Source organism: Saliphagus sp. LR7 (assembly GCF_003344565.1).
Taxonomy (GTDB): Archaea; Halobacteriota; Halobacteria; order Halobacteriales; family Natrialbaceae; genus Saliphagus; species Saliphagus infecundisoli.
Genome location: NZ_QPND01000009.1, coordinates 98,986 through 121,810, shown reverse-complemented (window position 1 = coordinate 121,810; position 22,825 = coordinate 98,986). Strand labels below are relative to the sequence as shown.

Below are 22,825 nucleotides of genomic sequence, written 5' to 3'. Positions count from 1 at the left end.
TGGCCGAAAACCGCACGAGGTAAACGCCCTTCCACACTGGGTATGTCCTTATACTGTGCGTCACAGCGGGGCCGCGTGGCGACCCGGCCCGTGAAAATATCGGCTTCGATCCGGTGAATCGAACAGTTCGAGCCCTCGCGCGCGGCCGCCGAGTGGACGTTCGTCCGCCTCGCCGGAGCCGAACGCTTTTCTCGGCGCCAGTCGATCCACGCCCATGAGCGGGTTCGACCTCGACCTCGAACGGGTCGAAGACGAGATCGATTCGGCGACCGACCGCGAGGACGACGGCGACGCGAACGTCGTCCTCGGCGTCCTCGACGGCACCACGCCCGACGAGGAGTGGCTCGAGACCGTCACCGAGGGCGCCGTCCTCGTCCTCGCCGTCGACGGCGACGTCAACGAACTGGCCGCGGGCTTCGCCCGCACGGTCAAGGAATCGGGCGGGGAGCTGGTCCACTTCCGGGGCTTCCTGATCGTCTCCCCGCCGGGCGTCGACGTCGACACGAGCCGGCTGTAAACTACCCTACCCTACTTCGCTCACCCCATACGGGGTTCGCTCGTTGAGGGTAGGGCTTTGATGTGGACTCCCGGCACTCAGTCCCCGACAATAGGCCGGTGACTCTCGCCGTTCAACGTCCCACCATTCACACGCACGTCTACTGGTGCGTCTCCGCCCCCCGACGTGGGCGAGGAACGGAGTCTGTGGTGTCGCTTCCGAGCGTATCGGAGCCCGATATTCTTCGCTGCATTGTAGTCCGCGTTGACCTCGTAGCCGCATTTCTGGCAGTGAAAGTGCTCGCCGTCTCGGTTGCTCTCGTGCGTGAATCCACAGTCCATCCGAGAACAGCGTTGGGACGTGTGGTTCGGCGCGACCTGTTCGATGGAGACGCCGCGTTCCGGTGCCTTGTACTCGACGTACTCGACCAGCCGGCGGAACGCCCAGATGTGGTGCCACTCCGCAAACGGCAACCGCTCGCGGATGCCGTCCAACTTCTCGAACACGATCACGTCGCACCCGTTCTCGACGGCTTCCGAAACGATCTCGTTTGCGACGGTGTGGATGTATTGTTTTCGCCACGCGTCTTCGCGCTTTCCGAGCCGAAGAACCGCATTGTGCGCGGCTTGCGTCCCGCGTTGTTGCATCTTCCCACGCTGCTTCTCGAACTCTCGACACCAGTGGTCGTAGTCGTCGCCCTGCCAGAACGTGCCAGTTGAGGCGACAGCGAGACTATTGACGCCGAGGTCGATACCGAGGACCGATTGGTGCTCGGTATCTGTCGAAACCCCAGACTGATCACTGTCGTACCGCCGCATCGAAATGTTGAGGTAGAACTCGTCGGTTACCGGGTCGTACCTGAGCGTACTCTCGCGAAACTCGTAGTCCTCCGAGAGAACGTACTGTTCGTAGGGCGTCGGACTGCTCGACGGGAGGACGAACGGGAGTTCGACCCGGCCATCGACCGTTGCAAGCGACGCCGTGGTTCGGGAGAACGTTGCGCTTCGCGTGTCGTAGTCGATCGTCTCGGCAGTGAACGTCGGACGAGAGACGCGTTGGCCCTTCTTCCAGCGTTCGACGACGCCCTTGACGGCTTCGACGCCGCGCCGGATGGCGGCTTGAACGAGCTGTGCATGGAGCTCCGTCTCCTCTCGAAGGTCGGTGTACAGCGCATCCCGAACCGTTCGTTTGTTTGTCTTGCAGTCGTCGATCGAAGATTTCGACCAGCAGAACTCGCTGGTTCGGTTCGCACAATAGAGGTAGTACTCGGCGGTTCGGTGGAGTGCGTCTCGGTGCTTGTCGGAAACCGCGAGTTTCACGACGGCCGTTCGACGCACCTCCATACTTCAAATAAGACCCAACAGCACTTAAATTTCCGGGCCCGTCCTGCTACTGTCGTGTGGTTTCGGTAGTCCGCTGTCGGCTCCTCTCCTCCCTACTCGCACCTCCGTGCGACAGAGCGTCACACTTCCGGTGCTCGTTGAGGAAGGGGGCTCCGCCTTGCAATTAAGCTGATCACGCCCGGACGGTGAGGTGGTGGCCGTCGGGGTCCCGGACGACCAGCCGATCCTCGCCCCGGTCCGTACGGACGCAGCCGTCGGTGGCCGAAACCGCGCGTTCGACCGCCGCGAGGTCCGTGGTATCGAACCCGAGTTCGACGTGGACGCCCCCGCGGGCGTCGGCGATTCCTAGCTGGGGCTCCCAGAGTTCGAGCGCCATCGGCCCCGCCAGACGGACCCGCCGTCGCTCGCTCCCGCGATCGACCGGGTCGAACCCCAGCGCGGTGTAGAACGTCTCCGCGCGTTCGAGCGATTCGACCTCGAGGACGACCTCGAAGATCCCGTCGATTCCGGGCCCGGAGACGTCACGCTCGCCGAGTTCGACGCAGTTGCCCTCGGGGTCATAACAGTACAGCGAGCGCGCGGAGCCGAAACGCTCCTCGTGGAGGTCGAACTCCGTGGAGAGCCGATCCCACCAGTCGTCGTACTCCGCGGGGGGGATCGAGAACGCGAAGTGGGTGTGGAGTCCCCCACGAGGGACCCCATCGGGTCGGCGGACGACGACCTCGGTAGGCCCCGCATCGAACTGAAGCGCCCGGTCGGTCGCCTCCCCCAGCGGGAGGTCCAGAGCGTCCGCGTAGAAGCTGCGAGCCGGATCGAGGGACTTCGCCTCGAGGCCGAGCCGGGCGAGGTCAGTGAGCATTTCGCGGGGGTACTCCCTCCGCGATAATAAGGATGGGCAGCGCCCTCCCCCGAGCGCAACCGCCTTGTACCGCCCGCACACACTCCCGCTATGAGCGAGCGTACGGCGACGGTGACCCGCGAAACAGCCGAGACGACGATCGACTGCCGGCTCGCGATCGACGGCGAGGGCGAGGCCGAGATCGACACCGGGATCGGCTTTCTCGACCACATGCTGACCGCCTTCGCGACCCACGGCCTCTTCGACCTCGAGCTCTCCTGTGAGGGCGACCTCGCGATTGACGACCACCACACCGTCGAGGACTGTGCGATCGTTCTCGGAACTGCCATCGACGAGGCCCTCGACGACCGGGCGGGGATCGTTCGCTTCGCCGACCGGCGGGTCCCCCTCGACGAGGCGGTCGCGAGCGTCGTCGTCGACGTGGGCGGGCGGCCCCGGTTTTACTTCGAGGGCGAGTTCTCCCAGGACGCCGTCGGCGAGATGGCAAGCGACATGGCCAGACACTTCGCCGAGTCGTTCGCGATGAACGCCGGAATCACGCTCCACGCCGAGGTCGACGGCGAGAACGCCCACCACGAGATCGAGGCGCTGTTCAAGGCCATAGCCCGGACGGCCGACGACGCCACTCGGATCGACGACCGCCGGGAGGAGGCCCCGAGCACGAAGGGGACGCTCACGGAATAAGACGGCGAGCGTCGATCACCGGCGACCACCGTCAATTATACCGCGGCGGCCGTATAGCCGCCCAGGAATGTTCGACGAGATCATGGAGAAGTTCGAGGGGTCCCCGAGCCAGCAGGCGGTTATCCGTCTGTTGCTCGAGCGGGGCTTCTCGGTCAACGACGAGGGCCGGGTGGTCTCGGGTGGGATCGAGATCCCCAACACCGGGATCGCCCGCGAGATCGACGTCGACCGGCGGGTCGTGGACTCGACGACCGACGTCATCCTCGCCGACCCCGAACTGCGCCGGATCTTCCAGAACATCTCGCAGGTGCCCAGCCTGATGGATCTCGCGCCCGTCCTCGATCTGACGGTGCTCTCGATCGAGGTCGCCGACGCGGAGGCGAAGGGACTCGTCGCCTCCGTGACCGGGACGCTCGCCGACCACGGCGTCTCGATCCGCCAGACGATCAGCGAGGACCCCGAGTTCACCGACGAACCCCGCCTCTATCTGGTCACCGACCAGGAGATCCCCGGCGAGCTGATCACCGCGCTTCGGGACCTCGAGTTCGTCCGGAAGATCGAGCTCCAGTGACCGGTCGGTGGCTCCGATGAGCGAGCCCTACAGAACCGTCGCGGACGAAGCGACGACGAGGTTCGTCGTCTCGGGTTCGGAGTTCGTCGGACACGTCCGGCCCGTCGGATCCGTCGATGCCGCCGAGACGTTCGTCGCGACGGTTCGAGAGGAGTACGACGACGCGACCCACAACGTGCCCGCCTACCGGGTTCGGGAAGGAGGTGCGGACGGCGGGATCTTCTTGCGGGAGTATTCGAACGACGACGGCGAGCCCTCGACGTCGGCGGGCAAACCCGCACTCTCCGTCCTCGAAAAGCGCGGCCTCGAGAACGTCGCCGTCGTCGTCACCCGCTACTACGGCGGGACGAACCTGGGCGTCGGCGGACTCGTCCGGGCGTACTCGCGGGCGGCCAGCGAGGCCGTCGAGAGCGCGGGCGTCCGCGAACGGCGGCCCCACGACCGACTGGTGGTCACGACGACGTACGACGATTCGGGGACCGTCCGTGGGGTGATCGAGAGCGAGGGCTACGACTTCGACGCGGAGTACGCCGAGGAGGTAGGGTTCGAGGTCCGCGTCCCGGTGGCGGAGCGGGAGGCGTTCTGCGATCGCCTCCGGAGCGCGACGGGCGGGCGCGTGGGGATCGAGCGAGGCCGATGATGGTCGATGAACGTCATGAGAACCGGAATTCGACGACTGGCGCTTCCGGGCCGACCGGAACCGATAGGTGGACCGCGCCGGGACCCCGCGCATGGACAGGATCGAAGCGAGCCACTACCGCGACCTCGCCGGCGCCGAGGAGCCGCGTCTCTCCCCCGACGACGAGCGGGTGGCGTTCGTCCGCACGGAACCCGAGGACGACGAGACCGTCGGGGCGACGGTCCACCTCGCAGAGCTCGCGGGCGACGGCGCCCGCCAGTTCACCGCCAGCGACGGGAGCGACTCCCAACCGCGATGGCGTCCCGACGGCACCCACCTCGCCTTCTCGAGCACCCGCGGCGAGGGCGAGCGCCCCCAGCTCTGGCTGCTACCGACCGACGGCGGCGAGGCCCGCCAGTTGACCCGGGTGGTCGGCGGCGTTTCGGACCTCGAGTGGAGCCCCGACAGTACCCGCCTCGCGTTCACCCAGCGGGTCACCGCCGAGGATCGCGAGGAGGGCCGCGACCTCGAGGCCGATCCCGACTACGAACGCGAGCCGCCGGACCCCCGCGTGATCGACCGGACGGTCTACCGGGCCCACCGGGAGTACGCCGACGGCCGCCGCCGGCACGTCTACGTCGTCGACGTCGAGGCCGCACTCGACGACGACCGCAAGGAGGCGATCACCCGGATCACCGACGGCGACCGCGACTACGCCGCGCCGACGTGGGGCGATTCGGGGACCCTCTATTATGCGAGCAAACACCGCGACGCCGACGATCCCGACGACTCGATCCGCCACGAGATCTACGACCACGACCTCGGCGGGGAGCCCTCCGCGCTAACGGAAACTACGGGCTGGGAGGTCAGCCTCGAGGCCACCACCGATGGCCGGGTCGCCTACACCTACACCCCCGAGGAGCGCGCGACGATGCGCCAGACCGAGCTTCGAGTACACCATCCCGACGGCGAGGAGACCACCCCGACCGAGGCCGTCGATCGAACGCTCGCGGTCGGTTTCGAGTGGGGCCCCGAGGAGGACCGGCTCTACTTCGGGACCCCCGACGAGGGCTCGGTCGTCCTCCGGTCGGTGCCGGGCGACGCGAGTGCCAAGCCCCGGACGGTGGTGGACGGAACGACCCTCGAATCGTTCTCGGTCGGGACGAACGCAGTCGCGACGGTCGAAAGCGAGTGGGACCACCCCGGCGACGTCTTCGTCTCGACGCCCGGGGGTGCCGAACGGCGCCGGCTGACCCGGATCAACCGGGAGTACCTCGACGGGCGAGCGGTCTCCGAGCCCGAGGAGGTGTGGGTCGAGGGCGAGGCCGGGCCGATCCAGGGCTGGGTGCTGACGCCCCCCGACTTCGACCCCGACCGCGAGTACCCGCTCGTCGTCGAGATCCACGGCGGCCCCCACGCCCAGTGGACGACGGGCGGGTCGACGTGGCACGAGTTCCAGACGCTGGCCGCCCGTGGCTACGTCGTCTTCTGGTCTAACCCGCGGGGCTCGACTGGGTACGGCGAGGACCACGCGATGGCGATCGACCGCGACTGGGGCGCGATCACGTTCGCGGACGTCATAGCGGGCACGGAGGAGATCGCGAGCCGGGAGTACGTCGACGAGGACGAACAGTACGTCACCGGGGGGAGCTTCGGCGGGTTCATGACCGCCTGGGCGGTGGGCCACACCGACCGGTTTCGCGCGGCGGTCGCCCAGCGCGGGGTCTACGACCTCACCGGGTTCTACGGCTCGACGGACGCGTTCAAACTCGTCGAGGGCGACTTCGATACGACCCCCTGGGAGGACCCCGAACTCCTCTGGACCCAGTCGCCGGTCGCGAACGCCGACGACGTCGAGACCCCCACGCTCCTGCTCCACTCCGATCGGGACTACCGCACGCCCGCGAACACGGCCGAGCTGTTCTATCTGGGCCTCAAGAAATCGGGGACCGACACCCGCCTCGTGCGCTACCCCCGCGAGGGCCACGAGCTCTCCCGGTCGGGCGAACCCGGACACGTCGTCGATCGGATCGAACGGATCGCCCGCTGGTTCGACGGCTACTCGGAGCGCCGGGAGGTCCCACCCGCACTCGAGCGCGACCCGGAGGCAGGGCTCTCGGGGGTCGGCGAGACGGGCTCCGACGACGAGGACGGCGAGAACGAAACCGACGAATAACCGACGTTCAGTCCGCGGTCGCCTCGACCTGCTCGCCGACGTCCTCGCGGTAGTGTTCGGCGATGAGATCCTCGTCGATCCGGTTGAGTTGCTCCTTGGGCAGTGCCGAGAGCAGGTCCCAGCCGATCTCCAGGGTCTCGTCGATCGAGCGGTTCGAGTCGAAGCCCTGGTCGACGAACGTCTCCTCGAAGCGGTCGGCGAAGTCGAGGTACTTGTTGTCCGTCTCCGAAAGTGCCTCGCGGCCGACGATGTTCACCAGGTCCCGGAGGTCTTTCCCCTGGGCGTAGGCGGCGAACAGCTGGTCTTTGACGTCGGCGTGATCTCCACGAGTGAGTCCCTCGCCGATCCCGTCGTCCATCAGCCGCGAGAGGCTGGGCGAGACGTTGATCGGGGGCTTGAACCCTTGGGAGTTGAGCGCGGGGTCGACGTAGATCTGGCCCTCCGTGATGTAGCCCGTCAGATCGGGGATCGGGTGGGTGTCGTCGTCGCCCGGCATCGTCAGGATCGGGATCTGGGTAACCGATCCCTCCCGGCCCTGGATCCGACCCGCCCGCTCGTAGAGCTGGGCCAGGTCGGTGTACATGTAGCCCGGATAGCCACGCCGACCGGGCACCTCCTCGCGGGCCGCGCCGATCTCCCGCAGTGCCTCACAGTAGTTGGTCATGTCCGTCAGGATGACCAGGACGTGATACCCCTCCTCGAAGGCGAGGTATTCGGCAGTGGTGAGCGCCATCCGCGGCGTCACCGTCCGCTCGACCGCGGGGTCGTCCGCGAGGTTCATGAAGACGACCGACCGTTCGAGGGCACCCGTGCGCTCGAAGTCGTCCATGAACTCGTTTGCCTCCTCGGCGGTGATGCCCATCGCGCCGAAGATGACCGCGAACTCCGAGCCCTCGTCGTCGGCTCCCTCGCCGAGTTCGCCGTCCTCGTCGCTGCCGGGCTCGTCGGTCGCCTCGTCCTCGGCAGCCTCTTCCGGCACTGTTGCCTGGCGGGCGATCTGCATCGCCAGCTCGTTGTGGGGCTGGCCCGAACTCGAGAAGATCGGGAGCTTCTGGCCCCGGACGAGGGTGTTCATCCCGTCGATGGCGGAGACGCCGGTCTGGATGAACTCCTCGGGGTACTCCCGGGAGTAGGGGTTGATCGCCGCGCCGACGATGTCCTCTCGTTTGTCGGGGACGATCTCAGGGCCGCCGTCGATCGGGTTCCCCGAGCCGTCTAGGACCCGTCCCAGCAGGTCCTCGGTGACGGGCATCTTCATCGTCTCGCCCAGGAACCGAACCGAGGCGTTGCGGTCGATCCCGCCCGTTCCCTCGAAGACCTGGATCGAGACGAGCCCCTCGCTCGACTCGAGGACCTGGCCGCGCAGCGTCTCGCCTTGCTGGGTCTCGATCTCGACGATCTCGTCGTAGCCGACGGGCTCGTCGACCTCGGCGAACACCAGCGGACCGCTGACCTCCGTGATAGTCTGATACTCCTTCATGTTAGTACAGCTCCCTGAGTTGGCTCTCCATGTCGTCCTCCAAGTCGCCGATGAACTCCTCCCACTCCTCGGCGACGCCCATCCGGTTGAGCTGGGGTGCGGCATCGATGCTCGAGATCTCCTCGACGGGGACGCCGGCATCGAGCGCCGAGAACGCCTCGTCGCTGAACGTCCGGATCGCCTGGAGCATCCGGTAGGTCTTCTCCGGTGAACAGAACGTGTCGGTGTCGTGGAACGCGTTCTGCTGGAGCCAGGCCTCCCGGAGATAGCGTGCGACCTCGAGGGTCAGCTGCTGGTCTTCGGGCAGGGCGTCCTTCCCGACGAGCTGGACGATCTCCTGGAGTTCGTCCTCCTCGTCCAAGACGTCGATGGCCCACTGACGGACCTCGGGATAGTCCTCGGCGACGTTCTCCCGGTACCACGGGTCCAACTGGTCGCGATACAGCGAGTACGACTCGTTCCAGTTGATCGATGGGAAGTGGCGTTTCTCCGCCAAGTCCGAATCGAGCGCCCAGAACGTCTTGACGATACGGAGCGTGTTCTGGGTCACCGGCTCCGAGAAGTCCCCACCGGGCGGCGAGACCGCGCCGATCACCGAGATCGATCCCTCGGTGCCGTTGATGTTCTCGAACTTGCCGGCACGCTCGTAGAACTCCGAGAGGGAGGCCGCCAGATAGGCGGGATACCCCTCCTCGCCGGGCATCTCCTCCAACCTCGAACTGATCTCGCGCATCGCCTCGGCCCACCGCGAGGTCGAGTCGGCCATCAGCGCGACGTCGTAGCCCATGTCACGGAAGTACTCCGCGAGCGTGATCCCCGTGTAGATACACGACTCGCGGGCCGCGACGGGCATGTTCGAGGTGTTCGCGATGAGGCAGGTCCGGCTCATCAGCGGCTTGCCGGTCTGTGGGTCCTCGAGTTCGGGGAAGTCCTCGATGACCTCCGTCATCTCGTTGCCGCGCTCGCCACAGCCGACGTAGACGACGATGTCCGCGTCCGACCACTTCGCGAGCTGTTGTTGGGTAACCGTCTTCCCGGAGCCGAAGGGGCCGGGAATCGCCGCGGTTCCGCCTTTCGCAAGCGGGAACAGGCCGTCCTGGATCCGCTGGCCGCTGACGAGGGGAACCGTCGGCGTCTCCTTGTCGACCGCGGGGCGGGCCTCGCGGACGGGCCACTCCTGGCGCATCCGGATCTCCTCTCCGGTGTCGAGGGTCGCGACGGTCTCCTCGACGGTGAACTCCCCGGCCTCGATGGAGTCGACCGCACCGCCCTCCGAATCCGGCGGCACCATCACCCGGTGGGTGATGCTCTCGGTCTCGGGAACCTCGCCGATGACGTCGCCGGCCTCGAGTTCGTCGCCCTCCGAGACGGTGGGCGTGAACTCCCAGGTCGCCTCTAAGTCGATCCCCGGGGCGTCGACCCCGCGGTCGAGGAAGGGCGTTCCCATCTTCGACTCGAGGACGTCGAGGGGGCGCTGGACGCCGTCGTAGATGGAGTCGAGCATCCCCGGGCCGAGGTCGACCGTCAGGGGCTCGCCCGTGTTCTCGACGGGCTCTCCGGGTCCGACCCCGGAGGTTTCCTCGTAGACCTGGATCGTGGTCAGGTTGCCTTCGATCTCGATGACCTCGCCCATCAGCCCTTCGTCGCCGACGTAGACGACGTCGTTCATCCGGGCGTCGAGGTCCGTGGCGGTCACAACGGGGCCGCTCACGCTGTCGATGATGCCGTCCTCGCGGACGACATCGGTGTCTGTTGCCTGGCTCATGTTTCGGTTGGGTCCGCGTCGGCGTCCTCGTCCATCAGGTCGATCCCGATCGCGCGTTTGATCTGCTCGCGGAGGCCGCCCCCGCCCGCACCGCTCGTGCCTATCGTGATGACGACCGGCTCGACGCTCGTCTCGACCTCCCCTCGGACCGACCGCGAGAGGTGCTCCATGTCGTCGTCGTGCATGACGACGATGCCGACGCCGTCGTCTTCGAGTACGTTCGTGACCGCGCCGTCTAAGTCCTCCGGCTTCTCGTCGTCGGGGACGTTCTCGAAGCGCCTGACGCCCGCAAGCCGGAACCCGGTCGTGAACTCCGGGCTGCCGACGACGGCGATCTCCTGGCTTCGGTTGTCGTTCTGGCGTTGGCTCATAGTATCACGAGCTCCTCTTCGATCTCCTCCTCCGAGAGGCCGACCTCCCGCCCTCGGGCGATCGCGCGGATGTTCTCGACCTCGCGTTCCTTCGCTAAGATGTACGAGAACACCGCCGACACCGAGACCGGGTAGACGCTCGAGAGCCGATCGGAGTACTCGAGCAGGGCAGCGTCGACCGCGTGTTCGAACGCGATCAGGCTGTCGGCCTCCCGGAGCCGTGCGAGGGCCGCATCGAGGCGGTCGCCGTAGCGCGGGTCGTCGGCGATGTGGTCGACGAGCGCGTCGTAGTCGGAGACCAGCCGGGAGAGTTCGGACCGGTCGAAGAGGACGCCGCCCTCGATGTAGAACTCCGCCGGATCGAGGTCGGCGCCGCTGCGGGCGAGCCGCAGGGCGTTTCGGGCGTTCCGGAAGTCGATCTCGGCCTGGAGGAACTCGACGTACATCGCCTCGGGGCCCTCCGTGGGCCGTCCGAGATCCCCCAACAGGTTCTCGTAGAACGCCCGATCGAGGGCGTTCTCCAGGGGAACGAGCGCGCCGGTCTCCTCGTAGTGTTCGTACGCCGAGTCGAGGGGCTCGTAGAACAGCGTCCCCTCGAGGACCTCGATGACGTCCTCGATCGTCTCGACCTCGAGCAGTCGGTCTACCGTCCGGTCGGGAAGCTCGCCCGCCCGGATGAGGTCGGTGCCGATCTCCTCGCTCGGGGTATCGGTGTAGATCCCCCGGATGATCGTCTTGACGTTCCAGACGTCGAACTTCCGGAGGTAACGGGCGATCTGGTCGTACACCCGGCCGTCGGCCCACTCCAGGAGGTCGTCGAAGTGTTTCGCCAGGTTGCGGTTCAGCGAGTACTCGATCAGGTCGACCCCCGAGAAGCGGGCTCCCAGACGGTTGATCTCCTCTTCGTACTCGTGTTCCTCCATGAACCGGGCGATCTCGCTCGGCCCCATCCGGATCAGCTTGCGGTAGTCCTCGTCGGAGAACAGGGCGTTGCGCCGCGAACGGACCCGGGCGTTGACGTACTCGGGGTTCGACGCGCTCGAACTCATTGGTCGAAGAGCCTGTCGCTTATCTCCCGGAGGTTGTCCTCCCAGACGTCCTCCAGGACCGAGTCGAACGTGTTGTTCACCCGGACGCGGGACGCCTCGCTCTCGACGACGACGCCGCCCAGACAGTCGTACTCGCCGGCATAGGCGTAGCCGGGGTAGTCGGCGAGGATCGAGTCGAGGAGCTCCTCGTCGTCGGCCCGGCCGTAGACCCGGACCGACTCGCTGCCCTCGAACTCGGTGCCCGCGGCGTCGACGAGCTCCCGGGTCAGCGCCTCCCGGGTCTCGCCGTCGAGGGCGACCAGGCGGGACTCGACGTCCTCGCGGACCTGGGCCAGGACGTCCCGGCGGGCCTCGAGACGCTTCTGTTTGGCCTCCAGCTTCGCACTGGAGAGGCGTTGTTCGCGGAGCTGTTCGATCTCCTCGTCGACCTCCGCCTCGGCGGTTTCGACGATTTCGGTCGCGTCGGCTTCGGCCTCGGCCTCGATCTCCTCGGCGCGCTCCTCGCCGTCGGCGCGGATCTCCTCCGCACGCGCGTGGGCCTCGTCTCGAATGTCCTCAACGACCGTATCCAAACTCATTGTGAGAAAGTAGTACGCGCTAGACGAAGAGCGCGACCAGCGCGAAGATCACGAGCGTCTCGGGCAGGACCGTAAGCAGGATCCCGATACCCGCCGAGATCGAGTCCTCGGCGAGCGCGCCGACGACCGCCGCGCCGATCCCTCGCTCGGCGTAGCCCGCGCCGATGGCCGCCAGCCCGATGCCGATGGCCGCCGCCGCGCCCTGCTCGATGGCGGGACCGGAGGCACCGTCCTCGGCCTGAAGTACAACGCTCTCTGCCATGCTGTTCGCCGCGAGTGCAACGTCGGGTAGAGTTTCGATCATGATTACGTGTTCCTCGTGCTTTCGTTACGGACAGTCGGTACTGACGGCACTGTGTTCATAAAGCTTCCCAAACCAACTCGCCGAATCACGGCAGAGAGTAGCTGTAGCGGGGGATCGGTAGGCATTCACACGGGTGGAGAATCGACGAACGGACGCGAATCCCGTCCGGAATCCACCCCGGAAGAAGCCGTCCGTCGGCGAACTGCGGCGGGCGTCGGCGGCCGACGGCGAGCCCTCGCGAGCCGTCACTCCTCGCCGTCGGCCGAGCCGTGGCCGAACGGCTCGAACTTCCGGCCGCCGCCCTCGTAGAACTTCTCGAAGAACTCGACGTACTCGAGACGGATCCCCTGTAGCCCGGCGCTGGTCACACCGAGCAGGAGGACGACGATGTGGCCGACCACGAGGACGACCACGCCGACGGCTGCCGAGAGGAGGCCACCGTGGAGCAGGCCGCCGAACATGATCTCGGTCACCTCGTAGCCGTGGTAGGCAACCGTCTCGCCGGCCTCGAGCGCCCCGACGGCCTCGGAATCGGGCATGCCGCCGGTCCCGAAGTGCCAGCCGCCGTGGTCGTCGACGTAGACCCCGAAGAAGAGCATGTTGACGACGAACGCCATGCCCGCCTTCGCGAGGATGACCGCCGCGATCCGCAGGTACGAGAGGACGTCCCCGAGCACGCTGAAGCTCTCGAGGAGCCCGATGATGATCCCGAGCCCGCCGTAGTGTTTGACCTCGCCGTAGATCATCGTCACCAGCCCGATCACCGCGACCGGAACGCCGACGTACAGCCCGACGTCGGCGGGCAGTCCCGTGTAACCGAGTTCGTATGCCGCCCCGGAGCCGCTCCCGAGGGCCTCGTAGAGGAAGTCGGGTTTCACGCCGCTCGTGTGGCGGCTGAAGACCCAGGTCCAGAACCCGAGCATGAGCAGCGCCCACGAGCCGTGCTCGAGGTACGACTCGGCGACGCCGTGTTTCATGTCGTTGATGAACCCGAGCACGTAGCCGAGCGTCAGGTGGGCCAATCCGAGCAGCACGCTCACCATCAGCCACGTCTGGCTGTACTCGGCGTACGCGGGCTGGAGCCCCTTGTGCATCGGCGGCGAGCCGCCGAAGAGGACGTCTCCGAGGACGTGCATCCCGAAGACCTCCCCGTAGAGGATCCCGAACAGCATCGTGAAGCCGCCGGCCCACAGCCCGATCGCACCCAGACTGCGGACGACGTCGTCGTCGAACCGACTGTACAACAGGAAGCCGACGGTTCCGTACAGCAGTCCGTAACCGAGGTCGCCAAGCATGAACCCGAAGAACGCCGGGAACGTCAGAAGCAGGAAGAACGTCGGATCCAGCTCGCTGTACTTCGGCCGGGCGATCATCTGCAACAGGAACTCGAAGGGTTTCGCGGCCCTGGTGTTGTCCTGGACGACCGGCGGCTCGTCGTCGATCGTCACGATATCGCCCCCGGCCCGGGCCTGGCCGCCGTCGGTGGCGGCTCTGGCCGGCTCCCGTTCGGAGTCGTCGGCGGCCGGCTCCTCGGAGTCGGGACCCGACCCGCCGTTGCCGTCGCCGTCGTCGTGATCGACCTCCTCGGTGTGGGTCGGGTGGCCGTGGTCGTCGTAGTCGGCCCGCTCTAGCTCCTCGATCTCGACGCTTTCGCCGACCGCGTCGGTGACGGCGGCGACGAGGGTGTCGTACTGCTTCGTCCGGATCCAGCCCTCGGCGACGAACGCCCGGTCGGTCGTCGCGAACTGGAGAGGTGCCTCCGCCTGCTGGACCTCCATCGTCAACCGGCGCTCGAGGCCGACGAGGAAACTCCCTTCCTCGCGGGCGACCTGCTCGAGGCGCGCCTCGACGTCCTCGAGTTCGGCGTCGAGTTCCCGCCGGCGGGCGTCGAGCTCGTCGGCGTAGGCTTCGGGGCTGCGGTCGGTGTCGGGCAGTTCGTGGCGCGTGAGGTCGACGCCGACGAGCGCGTCGTCGATGACGCCGTCGCCCACCGAGTACCCCTCGGCGGGCGCGGCGACGATCGCGACGACGTCGCCGCCGGTGAACGTCTCGTAGGCCCGGATCTCCTCGCTCTCGGCGAGGGCGGCCTCGATCTCGGCTTCGGGACCGGAGACGACGCCGACCTCGACTGACCGATAGCCCGACAGGAGGTCGAGGTCGATCCCGAGATCGGCGAAGGGCTCGATCCGGTCGAGGCGGTCCTCGACCCGCCGGCGCTCGTCGCGGAGCTCGGTTCGTTCGTCGTCGAGCTCGTTGACCCGGCTCCGGACCCGTTCCAAACGTGCCTCCCGGTCCTCGACGCCCGGCTCGGGCTCGACTTCCTCGCGGTCGATATCGAGCGTGCTCTCTAGGGCCCGGACGGTGACGAGCCGTTCGGAGGCCTCGTCGGCTCCCGCGATCGGGTCGCCGTTGTCGAAGGCGGCCCAGGAGCCGTCGTAGTCCGAGAGGTGGACCTCGTTCAGCGCGTAGACCGCCTCGATGACCTCGGGCATGACCCGTTTGGAGCCGGTCACCGAGACCTTGCTCATCCGGTCAGGTCTGAGCATGGACTTCCTCCTCGAAGAGGTCGACGACGTGTTCGGCCACCTCGTCGACCCGTTCTTCCCCGCGGGAGGCGAGGGCCTCCCGCTCGCGGTCGCCCTCCGCGAGGACCTCCTCTACCTCCTGGTCGATCTCGTCGCGGGCCTCCTCGAGCCGACGCTCTTTGAGGTCGGCCGCGCGTTTCTCCGCGTCCGTTCGAATCTCTTCGGCTCGCTCCCGTGCCTCGGCGATTCGTTCGTCGCGGTCGTTCTCTGCCGTTGCGACGATCTCGTCGGCTTCCTCCTCGGCCGACGTAATTCGTTGAAGAACCTCTGGCCTCGGCATAGTCTCAGTGGGCGTGGCTTTGCGAGTGGCCTATTTGGTAGTTGCGAAAGCGCCGCGGTCGAATCCGTCGGCGCGACGCCGGGCGCGAACAGCAGACCTATCTTTCCGGGGTCGAAACCCCCGTCGATGGGTATCCTCGAGAACAAGGCTCGTGCCCGGCTGTTCTACAAGTACCTCTCGCGGGTGTACGACCGGATCAACCCGTTCGTCTGGACCGAGGAGATGCGCACCGACGCCCTCACTCTCCTCGACTTCTCGGACGATCCGACGGTGCTCGACGTCGGCTGTGGCACCGGCTTCGCCACCGAGGGACTGCTCGAGCACGTCGAGGAGGTGTACGCCATCGACCAGAGCGAACACCAGTTGGAGCAGGCCTACGCGAAGTTCGGCAAGCGGGGGCCGGTCCACTTCCACCGCGGCGACGCCGAACGGCTCCCGTTCGCGACGGACGCCTTCGACGTCGTCTGGTCGTCGGGCTCGATCGAGTACTGGCCCGACCCCGTCCGCACCCTCCGGGAGTTCCGCCGCGTCCTGAAGCCGGGCGGGCAGGTCCTCGTCGTCGGCCCGAACACTCCCGACGACCCGATCGCCCGCCGGCTCGCCGACGCGATGATGCTCTTCTACGACGAGTACGAGGCCGACCGGATGTTCAAGACCGCGGGCTTCGAGGAGGTCAGACACGCCTTCATGGGCCCTTCCTACAGCCCCGAGGTCGCGATCACGACCGTCGCGCGGGCACCCGAGTAGAGCAGTTCACGAGGCCGTCGTCTCCTCGCGGGCGATCGTCTCGCCGTCGACCGTGAGAGTAACCGTCACTCGGTCGCCGGCCGTGACTTCGGGGTCGTTGGTCCCGGCGACCTCGAGGCTGACGCTCTCGCCGGCCGACCACTCGGAGGCACTCGACCGGGCGTTGATGGGGCCCGATGGCGGTCCGTCGAACCCCGTGGTTCCGGAGAACGGGATCTCGGGCTGGTGTTCGAGGGCCTCCCCGTCGACGGAGATCGTCATCGAGAGCTCGTCGACGGCGACCGGATCGCCGGCGACGTGGTCGAGTTCGATCTCGCCGTCGGCGCCGACCTCCATCTCGAAGGCCGCGTCCGCACCCGACGAGGCGATCGGCATCGAGCCGAAGGCGACCGCGATGAGTGCGGCGAAAGAGACGACGAGCGCGATAAGGAGAAGGGTCCCGACGACCGGGCTGACCCCGCGGCCGTCGGACGTCGGTGACACGACACCGCCTGGCCCCGTCCTGGTACTTGAATCCGCGGCTCCCGGGCTACTGCCCGTCGGGGGCGACCAGCGAGGCGCCCCGGGCCGTCGAGTCGACGACGTCCTCGGCCTGGTGCCACTCGACCAGGCCCGCGTCCGAAAGCGCCGGCAGGTGGACGTGGCGCACCTCGATCTCGAGTGCTCGATGGCCCGTCTCTCGCTCGAGCCGGTCTGCGACCCGGCCCGTGAGGTCGCTGACCCCGATCGGCCCTGGGGTTTTCGACAGCGCCGCCATGGCATGGCGGCGCGCGGGCGCAGAGAGGGTATCGAACAGCGCCGGAGGGACCGACAGCCCGTCGGCACGCTGTGCGTCCAGGTCGACCGTCCCGCCGTCGTCGGATGACACCGTCATACCTAACGATTGTACCCGACCTCCAACGGAGGTGGGCCTGCGAACGCAACCGGCTTTTGAGGTCCGGGGGGTCGTCGCCGATTCCGGACGGGTCGTCGGCCCTCGCTCGCACGGGTTCGGTCGAGGCGTGGCGCCGGAGCCGGGCGTTTAACTGGACCCGAGCCCTCCCTCCGGCCATGGGATACGCCTGTCCGGTCTGTGACAGCACGCAGGCGGACGCCGAACACCTCGCGAACCACCTCGCAATCACGGCCTCGCTGGGCCGGGAGAACCACCGAGAGTGGCTCGCCGAGTACGCCCCCGACTGGGCCGACTGCGGCCCCGAGGAGCTCGGCGAGGTCGTCTCGGAGTACGCCCTCGAGGTCGAGACCGAGGGCTCGACGGGGGAACACGACCACGCGCCCGCGGGACGGCCGGACGTCGAGGTCGAGACGGCGCTGGCCCGCCAGAGCCGCGGTGCGGGCCGCAGCGGGGGCCGAGAGTCGCTGACCGAGGAGACAGAACGCGCCCTGGCGGAGGCCAGAGAGCTCACCGAACGGCGCCGGGAGGGCGCAAACGAGCGGAGCAAATCGGAAGAGGGAGGGGAAAGCGGCGACGGCAAGGGGACGAAAGGCGCCGAGGGGAAAGGATAACGCGGAGCCGGCGGGCCGGTCCGTATAACTTCCCGGAGGCGAAACCCCCTGCCATGCACACGACGGGGACGTTCGCGCCGGAGTCGGTCGAGGCCGCCCGCGAACGCTACGAGTCGGTTGGCCCGGTCGCACAAACGACCGTGCGAGCGGTCGCCCGCGCGATGGGCTTCGAGCGCGAGGAGTACGACGAGCGGGTGACCGGCGAGGTCGTCGAGACGGCTCGAGAGGCGATCTTCGCCTCCTTGCTCGACGTCCGGGTCGGGAGCCGCGAGGAGTTCGAGGAGTGGGCCGGGGAGTACGACGGCGAGGTCTTTCTTTCGGGGAGCGAGCACGTCGACCGCGTCGCCTGGCACGCCGGGCCCGCCGGCGAGGCGGTCGCGGCGACCTTCCAGAACGAGGAGGCGGCGGCCGTCGAGACGCTTCGCCGGCAGGCGTTCGGCCGGCTCTACCGCGAGCTAGTGACCGGCTAACGACCGTTTCGGTGCCGAAACCACTGGTTTTCCCGCCGAATCGGCCGACGAGCGTCGCGAACCGATCCGGTCGAGACGGATTCGCCGGACCCGGTTTCGGGTTCGCTCCGGACTCGGTCCGGGCGTCGCGCCGCGTTCCGGCGGCCCGCTGCGAAAGCGGGGATTACCTCCGCCCGGATCGTATTAGATACCGTGTCACTCCCGGTAAGATTCAATTGTCGTCGTCTCGGGAGGCTTGAACTAGGACTAAGTCGCGTCCCTTCCCACGGGAGAACGCGATGTCAGACAGTAACAGCGACTTACTCGAGTACCTCGCGGATCACCCCCGAGCGATCGGCGTCCTGGCGACCGTCTGCCTGTTGCTCTCCCAGGCGGCACCCGTCGCCGCCGGGAACAACGGCACGATCACCTAATCGAGGCGTTCGACGAGCGCCTCGTCGGTAGACCAGTAGAGCTCCCCGTCGTACTCGACGGGGATCCGCTCCAGGCGGAGGAAGCGCCGGAGTTGCCCGGCGCCGACCGAAAACGTCGGCGACGACCCCGAGAGGACGTAGCGATCGACGCCGTCGATGTAGGGGATCGAGACGCCGCCCATCCCGTCGCGGGCGTGGTAGAACGTCACCGTGAGCCGGTAGTTGTCGTCTGCGGGTTCGATCCGACACCGCGTCGGGACGCCCCCACCGGCCTGGGCGGCCGCGGCCCCGCCGTCGCCGACGACGACGTACTGGTTTCCCACCAGCCGGCGCGAGCGGGCGAGGTCGACCGCCGAGCGGAGCGTAAAGCCCGCGTTCAGGAGCCCGGCGAGTAGCCGACCGACGGCGATCGCGTCGGCGTTGCCGACGTCGCTGACGGTGGCGATGGCGCCCGCGGCACCCGCCTCGACCAGCGCCACGCCCGTCCGGTAGGACCGACAGCCGTTAACGATGACGGCCCCGGTGCCGACCGACTCCAGCGAATCCGGATCGAGAACGCCGTCCGAACAGACGAAGCCGCCGCCCTCGACGTGGCCGACGTAGTGGAGCACGTCGCCGGCGGCCAGCAGCCCCCGAAGGTCGGCGACCGTCGGGTTCCGGTGGACGTCCACCGCGAACGGGAGGTCCTCGCGGCCGCCGTAGAGGTCGCCGTCTACCTCCCCGGCCATCCGGTCGTCGGTACAGACGAGCGTGACCTCGATCCCGCCCTCGGCGGGCGAGCCGTCGAGGCCGTGTTCAAACCCCGCATGGAGGAGCTTGTTCGCGTCGGTCGGCACCCCCGATCCGAGCCACCCCTGCTCGAAGGCGTCGGCCGCGGGCGCGGAGACGTACGGCTCCGCGCGATCCCCGGTGCCGGCAGACTGGGCGCCGCGGGCGGGATCGCCAGCCGCCCGCGCGAGCGTCCCGACGTCGGCGCCCGGCGGCGGGTCCCCAACGCTCTTCACGGCCGGCGCCGCCCGGATCTTCGCGAGGTCGTTCGCGAGAAAGGGCAGGGAGGCGATTCCGTCGCGGTCTCCCGTCGTGTGGACCACGAGCCCCCATCGCGGGCCGAGTTCCGCGAGGGCGTCCCCGGGAATCTCGGCGGCGGCCGCGAGCCGGTCCCCGATCGGGGCATCGTACAGGTCCGCGGCGGGGAGATCCATCCGCTCTTCGAGCCGGCGGCGCTCGTCGAGATCGATGGTGTAGAGGCCCTCCGTTCGGACGACGCACTCAAGGAGGAAGATCCGCTCGAGGACGTCCTCGACGGCGCGCTCGAAGGCGGGGGTCGAGGCGGTCGCCGTCGGTCCCAGCCGGCGGGAGAACCCGTCGGTCTCGATCCGGGGGGTCGAGCCCGTCCGGACGGTCGCCCCGAGGTAGGCGGCGAGCGAGGCGGCCGCGTACACCGCCGAGCGGTCGGGCGGGACGACGAGTTCGACCGCGCCGGGCGGCTCCAGGCCGGACGGGATCGAGAGCTCGTCTGCGAACTCGAGCCGCGGCGGGTGGCCCCGCAGCGAGGGGAGCGATCGTTCGGGACCGGTCGTCTTCAGCCCCGAGCCGAACGTCGATATCGCCCGCGCGAGGTCGTCGGGGTCGGCCGTCGTCCGGACGGTCGCCGCGGGCCGGTCGTGCCGGGAACGGGCGCCGATATGGACCTCGCCGGAACCGGTTTCGATCGCCAGCCGGTCGTCGGCCGAGGCGACCGTCAGCGGCCCCTCGACGGCGACGTAGAGCCGGATCGGGGCCATCACCTCGACGACGTAGCGCCCCGCCGGCAGCGTCTCGTAGGCGTAGTGTTCGGTCCGGGCGACGGTCTCGCCCGCGTCGTCCCGGATGCAGGTCGGGACGACGTACGGAAAGACCAGCTCCGGGGCCCGGACGGCGACCGCGGCATCGACCGGGAACCGAAACCCCGTCGACTCCGCCGGCCGCGGCTCCGGGCGGTCGCCGGTCCCGATGGGGTAGCGGGCGTTGCAGACCGGATCGACGACGACGAGGTCGGCCCCGTCGGTCCGGAAACGCGGCCGGGACGCCGGCTCGGTCGGGCCGGCCGGCCCGGTCATCGCTCGAGCCGGGCCCACTCCGTCGTGTGATCGCCGTCCCGGAAGTGCCAGCGCTGTTCGGGGGTCGCCCCCTCGAGACGGAGCTCGAGGGTCGCCTCGAAGGCGGGCTCGATCGCCCGGACGGCCGCCGACTCGCGGTCGATCGGGAGGGTGTAGTGGGCGAGCGCCGAGCGGTCCCGGACCGCCGCACAAAGCGGCACGAGGAACTCCCGGACCGCCGCCGGCTCGCGCGCTTCGACCAGCGGCCGGAGCGAGGCCACACAGAGGCGGACGCCCTCCTCGGCCTCCGCGAGTTCGGCCTCGATCGCCTCGCGGACCGTCTCGAAATCGCCCCCGACGTCGGTCACCGCCGGCCCGGGGACGCTGCGGTCGCCGTCGGGGGCGGTCGGCGTGCTCGCCGCCGAGCGGGCGGCCGTCGCGTGAGCGAGGACGGTCGCCTCGCGTGCCGTCCCGAGCGGGAGCTGTGCGGGGACGATCCCGACCTCGCGGTCGAACAGCGCGAACAGGTGGCCGTCGTCGCCTTCGAGCAGCCGCGAGCCGGCCGAGTCGAGGATCGCGTCGGGAACCGAGCCGACCACGAGGACGTTGCCGCCCGCACGGAGCCGGCGGAGGGTACAGCCGACTGACACCCCATCGGGTTCGACGACGACGTCGTAGCCGAGCGCCGTAAACCGGACCGTCGCCCCCGTTCGGGGGACCCCGTTCGCCCGCGGGCGATTGAGCCGGGAGAGCGCCCCGGGATCGACGATCCGGGAGAGCTCGCTCCGGACGCGGGTCGGGTCCTCGCCGGTTCGGTCCGCGAGCTCGAGGACGACGCCGGCGCCGACGTCGTCGGTCCGCGCGTCGATCCGGGAGACGTGGTCCCAGTCGGGCTCGTCGGGCGAGAGGGTCACGCCGTCGGGGTCGACCCGGACCGTCCGCCCGTCGTAGCTCGTCGTGACCGCCGGCCACGCGGTCCGCTCGGGAGTCGTCCCGGCGGCGGACTCCGCCCCCGTATCGGGGGGCGACTCGCCATCGGCGCCAGCCCTCCCGTCGAGGAGGTCGTCCAGGGCGTCGGGATCGACCGTTCCGTTGAGCGCGGGCAGCGAGAGCGCCGACGCGCCCTCGCGGTCGGCGACGCGGCGAACGACGGCGAGGCTGGCCCGGTCGGGCCAGTTCGAGGCCCCGTCCGTCTCTCCGTCCCCCCGCGGCGGATCGTCGTCACGCATACACCCTTCGTACCCCCGCAAGCGACGAAAGCCTCACGTAAACGCTCCCGTCGAACCGTCGTCGGATCAAGACCGACCGTTCACGGAAGTTTTTCACTCCCCCCGGGCAGTCGCTCTTGGTTCCGAACAGCCCGCCCGAACAATTCTCTGACAGGCTTATTGCCGACCCGACGCTCGATACGACCATGGGCGACTATCGCCCCGACGACGGCGACATCCCCGATGGCGACGGCCCGACCGCGGGGGGTCACGTCCCCGCCGGCCGCCGGGATCCCCTGAGCGAACTGCTCTCCGGCCTCTCCCGGCGCCGGCGTCGGGAGGTGCTCTACTACCTCGTCGAGCACGAACTGGCCGACATCGAGTCGATCGCGGGCCGGATCGCCCGCCGGGAGCGGGGAGCCGACCCCGAGGCGGTCAGGATCGATCTCGCCCACAACCACCTCCCGAAGCTGGCCGACCGGGGACTGATCGAGTACGACCCCCGAAGCGGGGCGATCAGGCTGATCGCCCTCGAGGACCGGTTCGTCGCGCTCCTCGATCGCTGCCGGGCTCTGGAGTCCGACCGGTAGCGCGGGCGGATACTATTATTAGCCTGCCGTTCCATGTCACGGGGTATGACGGGTGGAGACCGGTGAGCGTCGGGACGCTGTTGCCCGGGAGCGAGAACGTCGAGGACGCCGACTGGCTCCACCTCACCGAGGGCGAGACCGTCGAGTGGGTTGGCCGGCCCTCGGCGTACACGATCGCGACCTCGATCGTCGTCGGGGTCGTCCTCGCGGCCGTCGGGATCGGGCTCGCGATCTGGCTCTCGACGATGGATCTTCCTCCCTGGGCGGCGGCTCTCCCCCTCGTTCTCGTCGTCGTCGGCATCGGCCGGATCCTGATGGCCTACCTCGACTGGGTCCGGCTGCTGTACGTCATCACCAGCGAGGAGATCTACGTCAAACACGGGCTGGTCTCCCGGGACGTCACCCAGATCCGCCTCGATCGCATCCAGAACACCGCCTATGACCAGAGCGTCGCCGAGCGCTTCCTCTCGTTCGGCGACGTCCGGGTCTACACCGCCGGAACCAGCACCGAGGACGTCACCTTCCGGGACGTGCCCGACCCCCAGCGGGTCAAACGGACACTGACGAACCTGCTGAGCGAGCAGGGCCGTCGGGAGCCCGGCGAGCTATAGGGCGGACCACTTTCGCCTCCCCGGACTGCCGCCGTCGGAAAT

General features: G+C 68.4%; 25 protein-coding genes. 11 read left to right on the top strand and 14 right to left on the bottom strand.

Annotated elements, in window-relative coordinates; translation table 11 throughout:
• The first annotated feature begins 214 nt into the window (after nucleotides 1-214).
• The gene (locus tag DVH23_RS13720) at nucleotides 215-517 is read left to right on the top strand and encodes a DUF5779 family protein (RefSeq protein WP_114577993.1); all 303 of its coding nucleotides are present in this window, start codon (nucleotides 215-217) and stop codon (nucleotides 515-517) included.
• Nucleotides 518-594: 77 nt separating this feature from the next.
• Here the strand turns inward: DVH23_RS13720 and DVH23_RS13715 are convergent, their stop codons facing one another.
• Nucleotides 595-1,839 carry an RNA-guided endonuclease TnpB family protein gene (locus tag DVH23_RS13715; RefSeq protein WP_114577992.1) on the bottom strand — a complete coding sequence of 415 codons (1,245 nt, stop codon included), beginning with the start codon at nucleotides 1,837-1,839 and terminating at the stop codon, nucleotides 595-597.
• Nucleotides 1,840-2,011: 172 nt separating this feature from the next.
• A complete protein-coding gene (locus DVH23_RS13710; protein ID WP_114577991.1) occupies nucleotides 2,012-2,698 on the bottom strand; it encodes a VOC family protein in 687 nt (228 codons plus the stop codon).
• Nucleotides 2,699-2,788: 90 nt separating this feature from the next.
• Here DVH23_RS13710 and hisB point away from each other — a divergent pair, with 90 nt between their 5' ends.
• From hisB to DVH23_RS13690, 4 genes are all read left to right on the top strand, one after another.
• The gene (gene hisB / locus DVH23_RS13705) at nucleotides 2,789-3,382 is read left to right on the top strand and encodes an imidazoleglycerol-phosphate dehydratase HisB (protein ID WP_114577990.1); all 594 of its coding nucleotides are present in this window, start codon (nucleotides 2,789-2,791) and stop codon (nucleotides 3,380-3,382) included.
• Between the two features lie 67 nt (nucleotides 3,383-3,449).
• A complete protein-coding gene (locus DVH23_RS13700; protein WP_114577989.1) occupies nucleotides 3,450-3,953 on the top strand; it encodes an amino acid-binding protein in 504 nt (167 codons plus the stop codon).
• 16 nt (nucleotides 3,954-3,969) lie between these two features.
• A complete protein-coding gene (locus DVH23_RS13695; RefSeq protein ID WP_114577988.1) occupies nucleotides 3,970-4,593 on the top strand; it encodes a YigZ family protein in 624 nt (207 codons plus the stop codon).
• Nucleotides 4,594-4,684: 91 nt separating this feature from the next.
• A complete protein-coding gene (locus tag DVH23_RS13690) occupies nucleotides 4,685-6,748 on the top strand; it encodes a S9 family peptidase (RefSeq protein ID WP_114577987.1) in 2,064 nt (687 codons plus the stop codon).
• Between the two features lie 7 nt (nucleotides 6,749-6,755).
• On the opposite strand, the gene DVH23_RS13685 is transcribed toward DVH23_RS13690, so the two are convergent.
• The 8 genes from DVH23_RS13685 to ahaH all read right to left on the bottom strand — a co-directional run bounded on the left by DVH23_RS13685 (nucleotide 6,756) and on the right by ahaH (nucleotide 15,160).
• Nucleotides 6,756-8,228: a V-type ATP synthase subunit B gene (locus DVH23_RS13685; RefSeq protein ID WP_114577986.1), complete on the bottom strand. Its 1,473-nt coding sequence runs from the start codon at nucleotides 8,226-8,228 to the stop codon at nucleotides 6,756-6,758.
• A 1-nt stretch (nucleotide 8,229) separates the two neighbouring features.
• Nucleotides 8,230-9,993, bottom strand: coding sequence for an ATP synthase subunit A (locus tag DVH23_RS13680; RefSeq protein WP_114577985.1), 1,764 nt, complete (start codon nucleotides 9,991-9,993; stop codon nucleotides 8,230-8,232).
• On the bottom strand, nucleotides 9,990-10,364 hold the full coding sequence (locus DVH23_RS13675) for a V-type ATP synthase subunit F (RefSeq protein WP_114577984.1): 375 nt from the start codon (nucleotides 10,362-10,364) through the stop codon (nucleotides 9,990-9,992). Before DVH23_RS13675 ends, DVH23_RS13680 begins: the two co-directional genes overlap by 4 nt.
• Complete coding sequence (locus tag DVH23_RS13670; protein ID WP_114577983.1) at nucleotides 10,361-11,413, bottom strand: V-type ATP synthase subunit C; 1,053 nt, start codon at nucleotides 11,411-11,413, stop codon at nucleotides 10,361-10,363. The genes DVH23_RS13675 and DVH23_RS13670 overlap by 4 nt, the downstream gene beginning before the upstream one ends.
• Nucleotides 11,410-11,991 carry a V-type ATP synthase subunit E gene (locus DVH23_RS13665; RefSeq protein ID WP_114577982.1) on the bottom strand — a complete coding sequence of 194 codons (582 nt, stop codon included), beginning with the start codon at nucleotides 11,989-11,991 and terminating at the stop codon, nucleotides 11,410-11,412. Before DVH23_RS13665 ends, DVH23_RS13670 begins: the two co-directional genes overlap by 4 nt.
• Nucleotides 11,992-12,010: 19 nt before the next feature.
• On the bottom strand, nucleotides 12,011-12,295 hold the full coding sequence (locus DVH23_RS13660; RefSeq protein WP_114577981.1) for a hypothetical protein: 285 nt from the start codon (nucleotides 12,293-12,295) through the stop codon (nucleotides 12,011-12,013).
• 245 nt (nucleotides 12,296-12,540) lie between these two features.
• The gene (locus tag DVH23_RS13655) at nucleotides 12,541-14,841 is read right to left on the bottom strand and encodes a V-type ATP synthase subunit I (RefSeq protein ID WP_224827666.1); all 2,301 of its coding nucleotides are present in this window, start codon (nucleotides 14,839-14,841) and stop codon (nucleotides 12,541-12,543) included.
• Nucleotides 14,828-15,160: an ATP synthase archaeal subunit H gene (ahaH, locus tag DVH23_RS13650; RefSeq protein WP_114577980.1), complete on the bottom strand. Its 333-nt coding sequence runs from the start codon at nucleotides 15,158-15,160 to the stop codon at nucleotides 14,828-14,830. The genes DVH23_RS13655 and ahaH overlap by 14 nt, the downstream gene beginning before the upstream one ends.
• Nucleotides 15,161-15,286: 126 nt before the next feature.
• Between ahaH and DVH23_RS13645 the strand changes: the two genes are divergently transcribed.
• On the top strand, nucleotides 15,287-15,907 hold the full coding sequence (locus DVH23_RS13645; RefSeq protein WP_114577979.1) for a methyltransferase domain-containing protein: 621 nt from the start codon (nucleotides 15,287-15,289) through the stop codon (nucleotides 15,905-15,907).
• 6 nt (nucleotides 15,908-15,913) lie between these two features.
• Here DVH23_RS13645 and DVH23_RS24590 read toward each other — a convergent pair whose 3' ends face one another.
• Nucleotides 15,914-16,390 (bottom strand): type IV pilin, encoded by a 477-nt coding sequence (locus tag DVH23_RS24590; RefSeq protein ID WP_114577978.1) that lies wholly within the window; start codon nucleotides 16,388-16,390, stop codon nucleotides 15,914-15,916.
• Between the two features lie 46 nt (nucleotides 16,391-16,436).
• Nucleotides 16,437-16,781 (bottom strand): hypothetical protein, encoded by a 345-nt coding sequence (locus DVH23_RS24585; protein ID WP_114577977.1) that lies wholly within the window; start codon nucleotides 16,779-16,781, stop codon nucleotides 16,437-16,439.
• A gap of 176 nt (nucleotides 16,782-16,957) precedes the next feature.
• Here DVH23_RS24585 and DVH23_RS13630 point away from each other — a divergent pair, with 176 nt between their 5' ends.
• The 3 genes from DVH23_RS13630 to DVH23_RS25035 all read left to right on the top strand — a co-directional run bounded on the left by DVH23_RS13630 (nucleotide 16,958) and on the right by DVH23_RS25035 (nucleotide 18,296).
• Nucleotides 16,958-17,413 (top strand): DUF5810 domain-containing protein, encoded by a 456-nt coding sequence (locus DVH23_RS13630; protein ID WP_114577976.1) that lies wholly within the window; start codon nucleotides 16,958-16,960, stop codon nucleotides 17,411-17,413.
• A 53-nt stretch (nucleotides 17,414-17,466) separates the two neighbouring features.
• Nucleotides 17,467-17,883 carry a DUF5809 family protein gene (locus DVH23_RS13625; RefSeq protein WP_114577975.1) on the top strand — a complete coding sequence of 139 codons (417 nt, stop codon included), beginning with the start codon at nucleotides 17,467-17,469 and terminating at the stop codon, nucleotides 17,881-17,883.
• Between the two features lie 278 nt (nucleotides 17,884-18,161).
• Nucleotides 18,162-18,296: a hypothetical protein gene (locus DVH23_RS25035; RefSeq protein WP_255565252.1), complete on the top strand. Its 135-nt coding sequence runs from the start codon at nucleotides 18,162-18,164 to the stop codon at nucleotides 18,294-18,296.
• Here the strand turns inward: DVH23_RS25035 and DVH23_RS13620 are convergent.
• The gene (locus DVH23_RS13620; RefSeq protein ID WP_114577974.1) at nucleotides 18,293-20,395 is read right to left on the bottom strand and encodes a hypothetical protein; all 2,103 of its coding nucleotides are present in this window, start codon (nucleotides 20,393-20,395) and stop codon (nucleotides 18,293-18,295) included. The genes DVH23_RS25035 and DVH23_RS13620 overlap by 4 nt on opposite strands.
• Nucleotides 20,392-21,603 carry a HalOD1 output domain-containing protein gene (locus DVH23_RS13615; protein ID WP_114577973.1) on the bottom strand — a complete coding sequence of 404 codons (1,212 nt, stop codon included), beginning with the start codon at nucleotides 21,601-21,603 and terminating at the stop codon, nucleotides 20,392-20,394. The genes DVH23_RS13620 and DVH23_RS13615 overlap by 4 nt, the downstream gene beginning before the upstream one ends.
• Nucleotides 21,604-21,788: 185 nt before the next feature.
• Between DVH23_RS13615 and DVH23_RS13610 the strand changes: the two genes are divergently transcribed.
• Together DVH23_RS13610 and DVH23_RS13605 are read left to right on the top strand one after the other, a co-directional pair.
• Entirely contained in the window at nucleotides 21,789-22,172 is a 384-nt protein-coding gene (locus DVH23_RS13610; RefSeq protein WP_114577972.1) for a hypothetical protein, read from the top strand.
• 62 nt (nucleotides 22,173-22,234) lie between these two features.
• Complete coding sequence (locus tag DVH23_RS13605) at nucleotides 22,235-22,783, top strand: PH domain-containing protein (protein WP_224827672.1); 549 nt, start codon at nucleotides 22,235-22,237, stop codon at nucleotides 22,781-22,783.
• The last annotated feature ends 42 nt before the right edge of the window (nucleotides 22,784-22,825 follow it).

Bases quoted from the DNA above. Each gene is read 5' to 3' on its own strand.
- DVH23_RS13720 (WP_114577993.1), top strand. From the start codon at position 215: ATGAGCGGGTTCGACCTCGACCTCGAACGGGTCGAAGACGAGATCGAT.
- DVH23_RS13715 (WP_114577992.1), bottom strand. From the start codon at position 1,839: ATGGAGGTGCGTCGAACGGCCGTCGTGAAACTCGCGGTTTCCGACAAG.
- DVH23_RS13710 (WP_114577991.1), bottom strand. From the start codon at position 2,698: ATGCTCACTGACCTCGCCCGGCTCGGCCTCGAGGCGAAGTCCCTCGAT.
- hisB (WP_114577990.1), top strand. From the start codon at position 2,789: ATGAGCGAGCGTACGGCGACGGTGACCCGCGAAACAGCCGAGACGACG.
- DVH23_RS13700 (WP_114577989.1), top strand. From the start codon at position 3,450: ATGTTCGACGAGATCATGGAGAAGTTCGAGGGGTCCCCGAGCCAGCAG.
- DVH23_RS13695 (WP_114577988.1), top strand. From the start codon at position 3,970: ATGAGCGAGCCCTACAGAACCGTCGCGGACGAAGCGACGACGAGGTTC.
- DVH23_RS13690 (WP_114577987.1), top strand. From the start codon at position 4,685: ATGGACAGGATCGAAGCGAGCCACTACCGCGACCTCGCCGGCGCCGAG.
- DVH23_RS13685 (WP_114577986.1), bottom strand. From the start codon at position 8,228: ATGAAGGAGTATCAGACTATCACGGAGGTCAGCGGTCCGCTGGTGTTC.
- DVH23_RS13680 (WP_114577985.1), bottom strand. From the start codon at position 9,993: ATGAGCCAGGCAACAGACACCGATGTCGTCCGCGAGGACGGCATCATC.
- DVH23_RS13675 (WP_114577984.1), bottom strand. From the start codon at position 10,364: ATGAGCCAACGCCAGAACGACAACCGAAGCCAGGAGATCGCCGTCGTC.
- DVH23_RS13670 (WP_114577983.1), bottom strand. From the start codon at position 11,413: ATGAGTTCGAGCGCGTCGAACCCCGAGTACGTCAACGCCCGGGTCCGT.
- DVH23_RS13665 (WP_114577982.1), bottom strand. From the start codon at position 11,991: ATGAGTTTGGATACGGTCGTTGAGGACATTCGAGACGAGGCCCACGCG.
- DVH23_RS13660 (WP_114577981.1), bottom strand. From the start codon at position 12,295: ATGATCGAAACTCTACCCGACGTTGCACTCGCGGCGAACAGCATGGCA.
- DVH23_RS13655 (WP_224827666.1), bottom strand. From the start codon at position 14,841: ATGCTCAGACCTGACCGGATGAGCAAGGTCTCGGTGACCGGCTCCAAA.
- ahaH (WP_114577980.1), bottom strand. From the start codon at position 15,160: ATGCCGAGGCCAGAGGTTCTTCAACGAATTACGTCGGCCGAGGAGGAA.
- DVH23_RS13645 (WP_114577979.1), top strand. From the start codon at position 15,287: ATGGGTATCCTCGAGAACAAGGCTCGTGCCCGGCTGTTCTACAAGTAC.
- DVH23_RS24585 (WP_114577977.1), bottom strand. From the start codon at position 16,781: ATGACGGTGTCATCCGACGACGGCGGGACGGTCGACCTGGACGCACAG.
- DVH23_RS13630 (WP_114577976.1), top strand. From the start codon at position 16,958: ATGGGATACGCCTGTCCGGTCTGTGACAGCACGCAGGCGGACGCCGAA.
- DVH23_RS13625 (WP_114577975.1), top strand. From the start codon at position 17,467: ATGCACACGACGGGGACGTTCGCGCCGGAGTCGGTCGAGGCCGCCCGC.
- DVH23_RS25035 (WP_255565252.1), top strand. From the start codon at position 18,162: ATGTCAGACAGTAACAGCGACTTACTCGAGTACCTCGCGGATCACCCC.
- DVH23_RS13620 (WP_114577974.1), bottom strand. From the start codon at position 20,395: ATGACCGGGCCGGCCGGCCCGACCGAGCCGGCGTCCCGGCCGCGTTTC.
- DVH23_RS13615 (WP_114577973.1), bottom strand. From the start codon at position 21,603: ATGCGTGACGACGATCCGCCGCGGGGGGACGGAGAGACGGACGGGGCC.
- DVH23_RS13610 (WP_114577972.1), top strand. From the start codon at position 21,789: ATGGGCGACTATCGCCCCGACGACGGCGACATCCCCGATGGCGACGGC.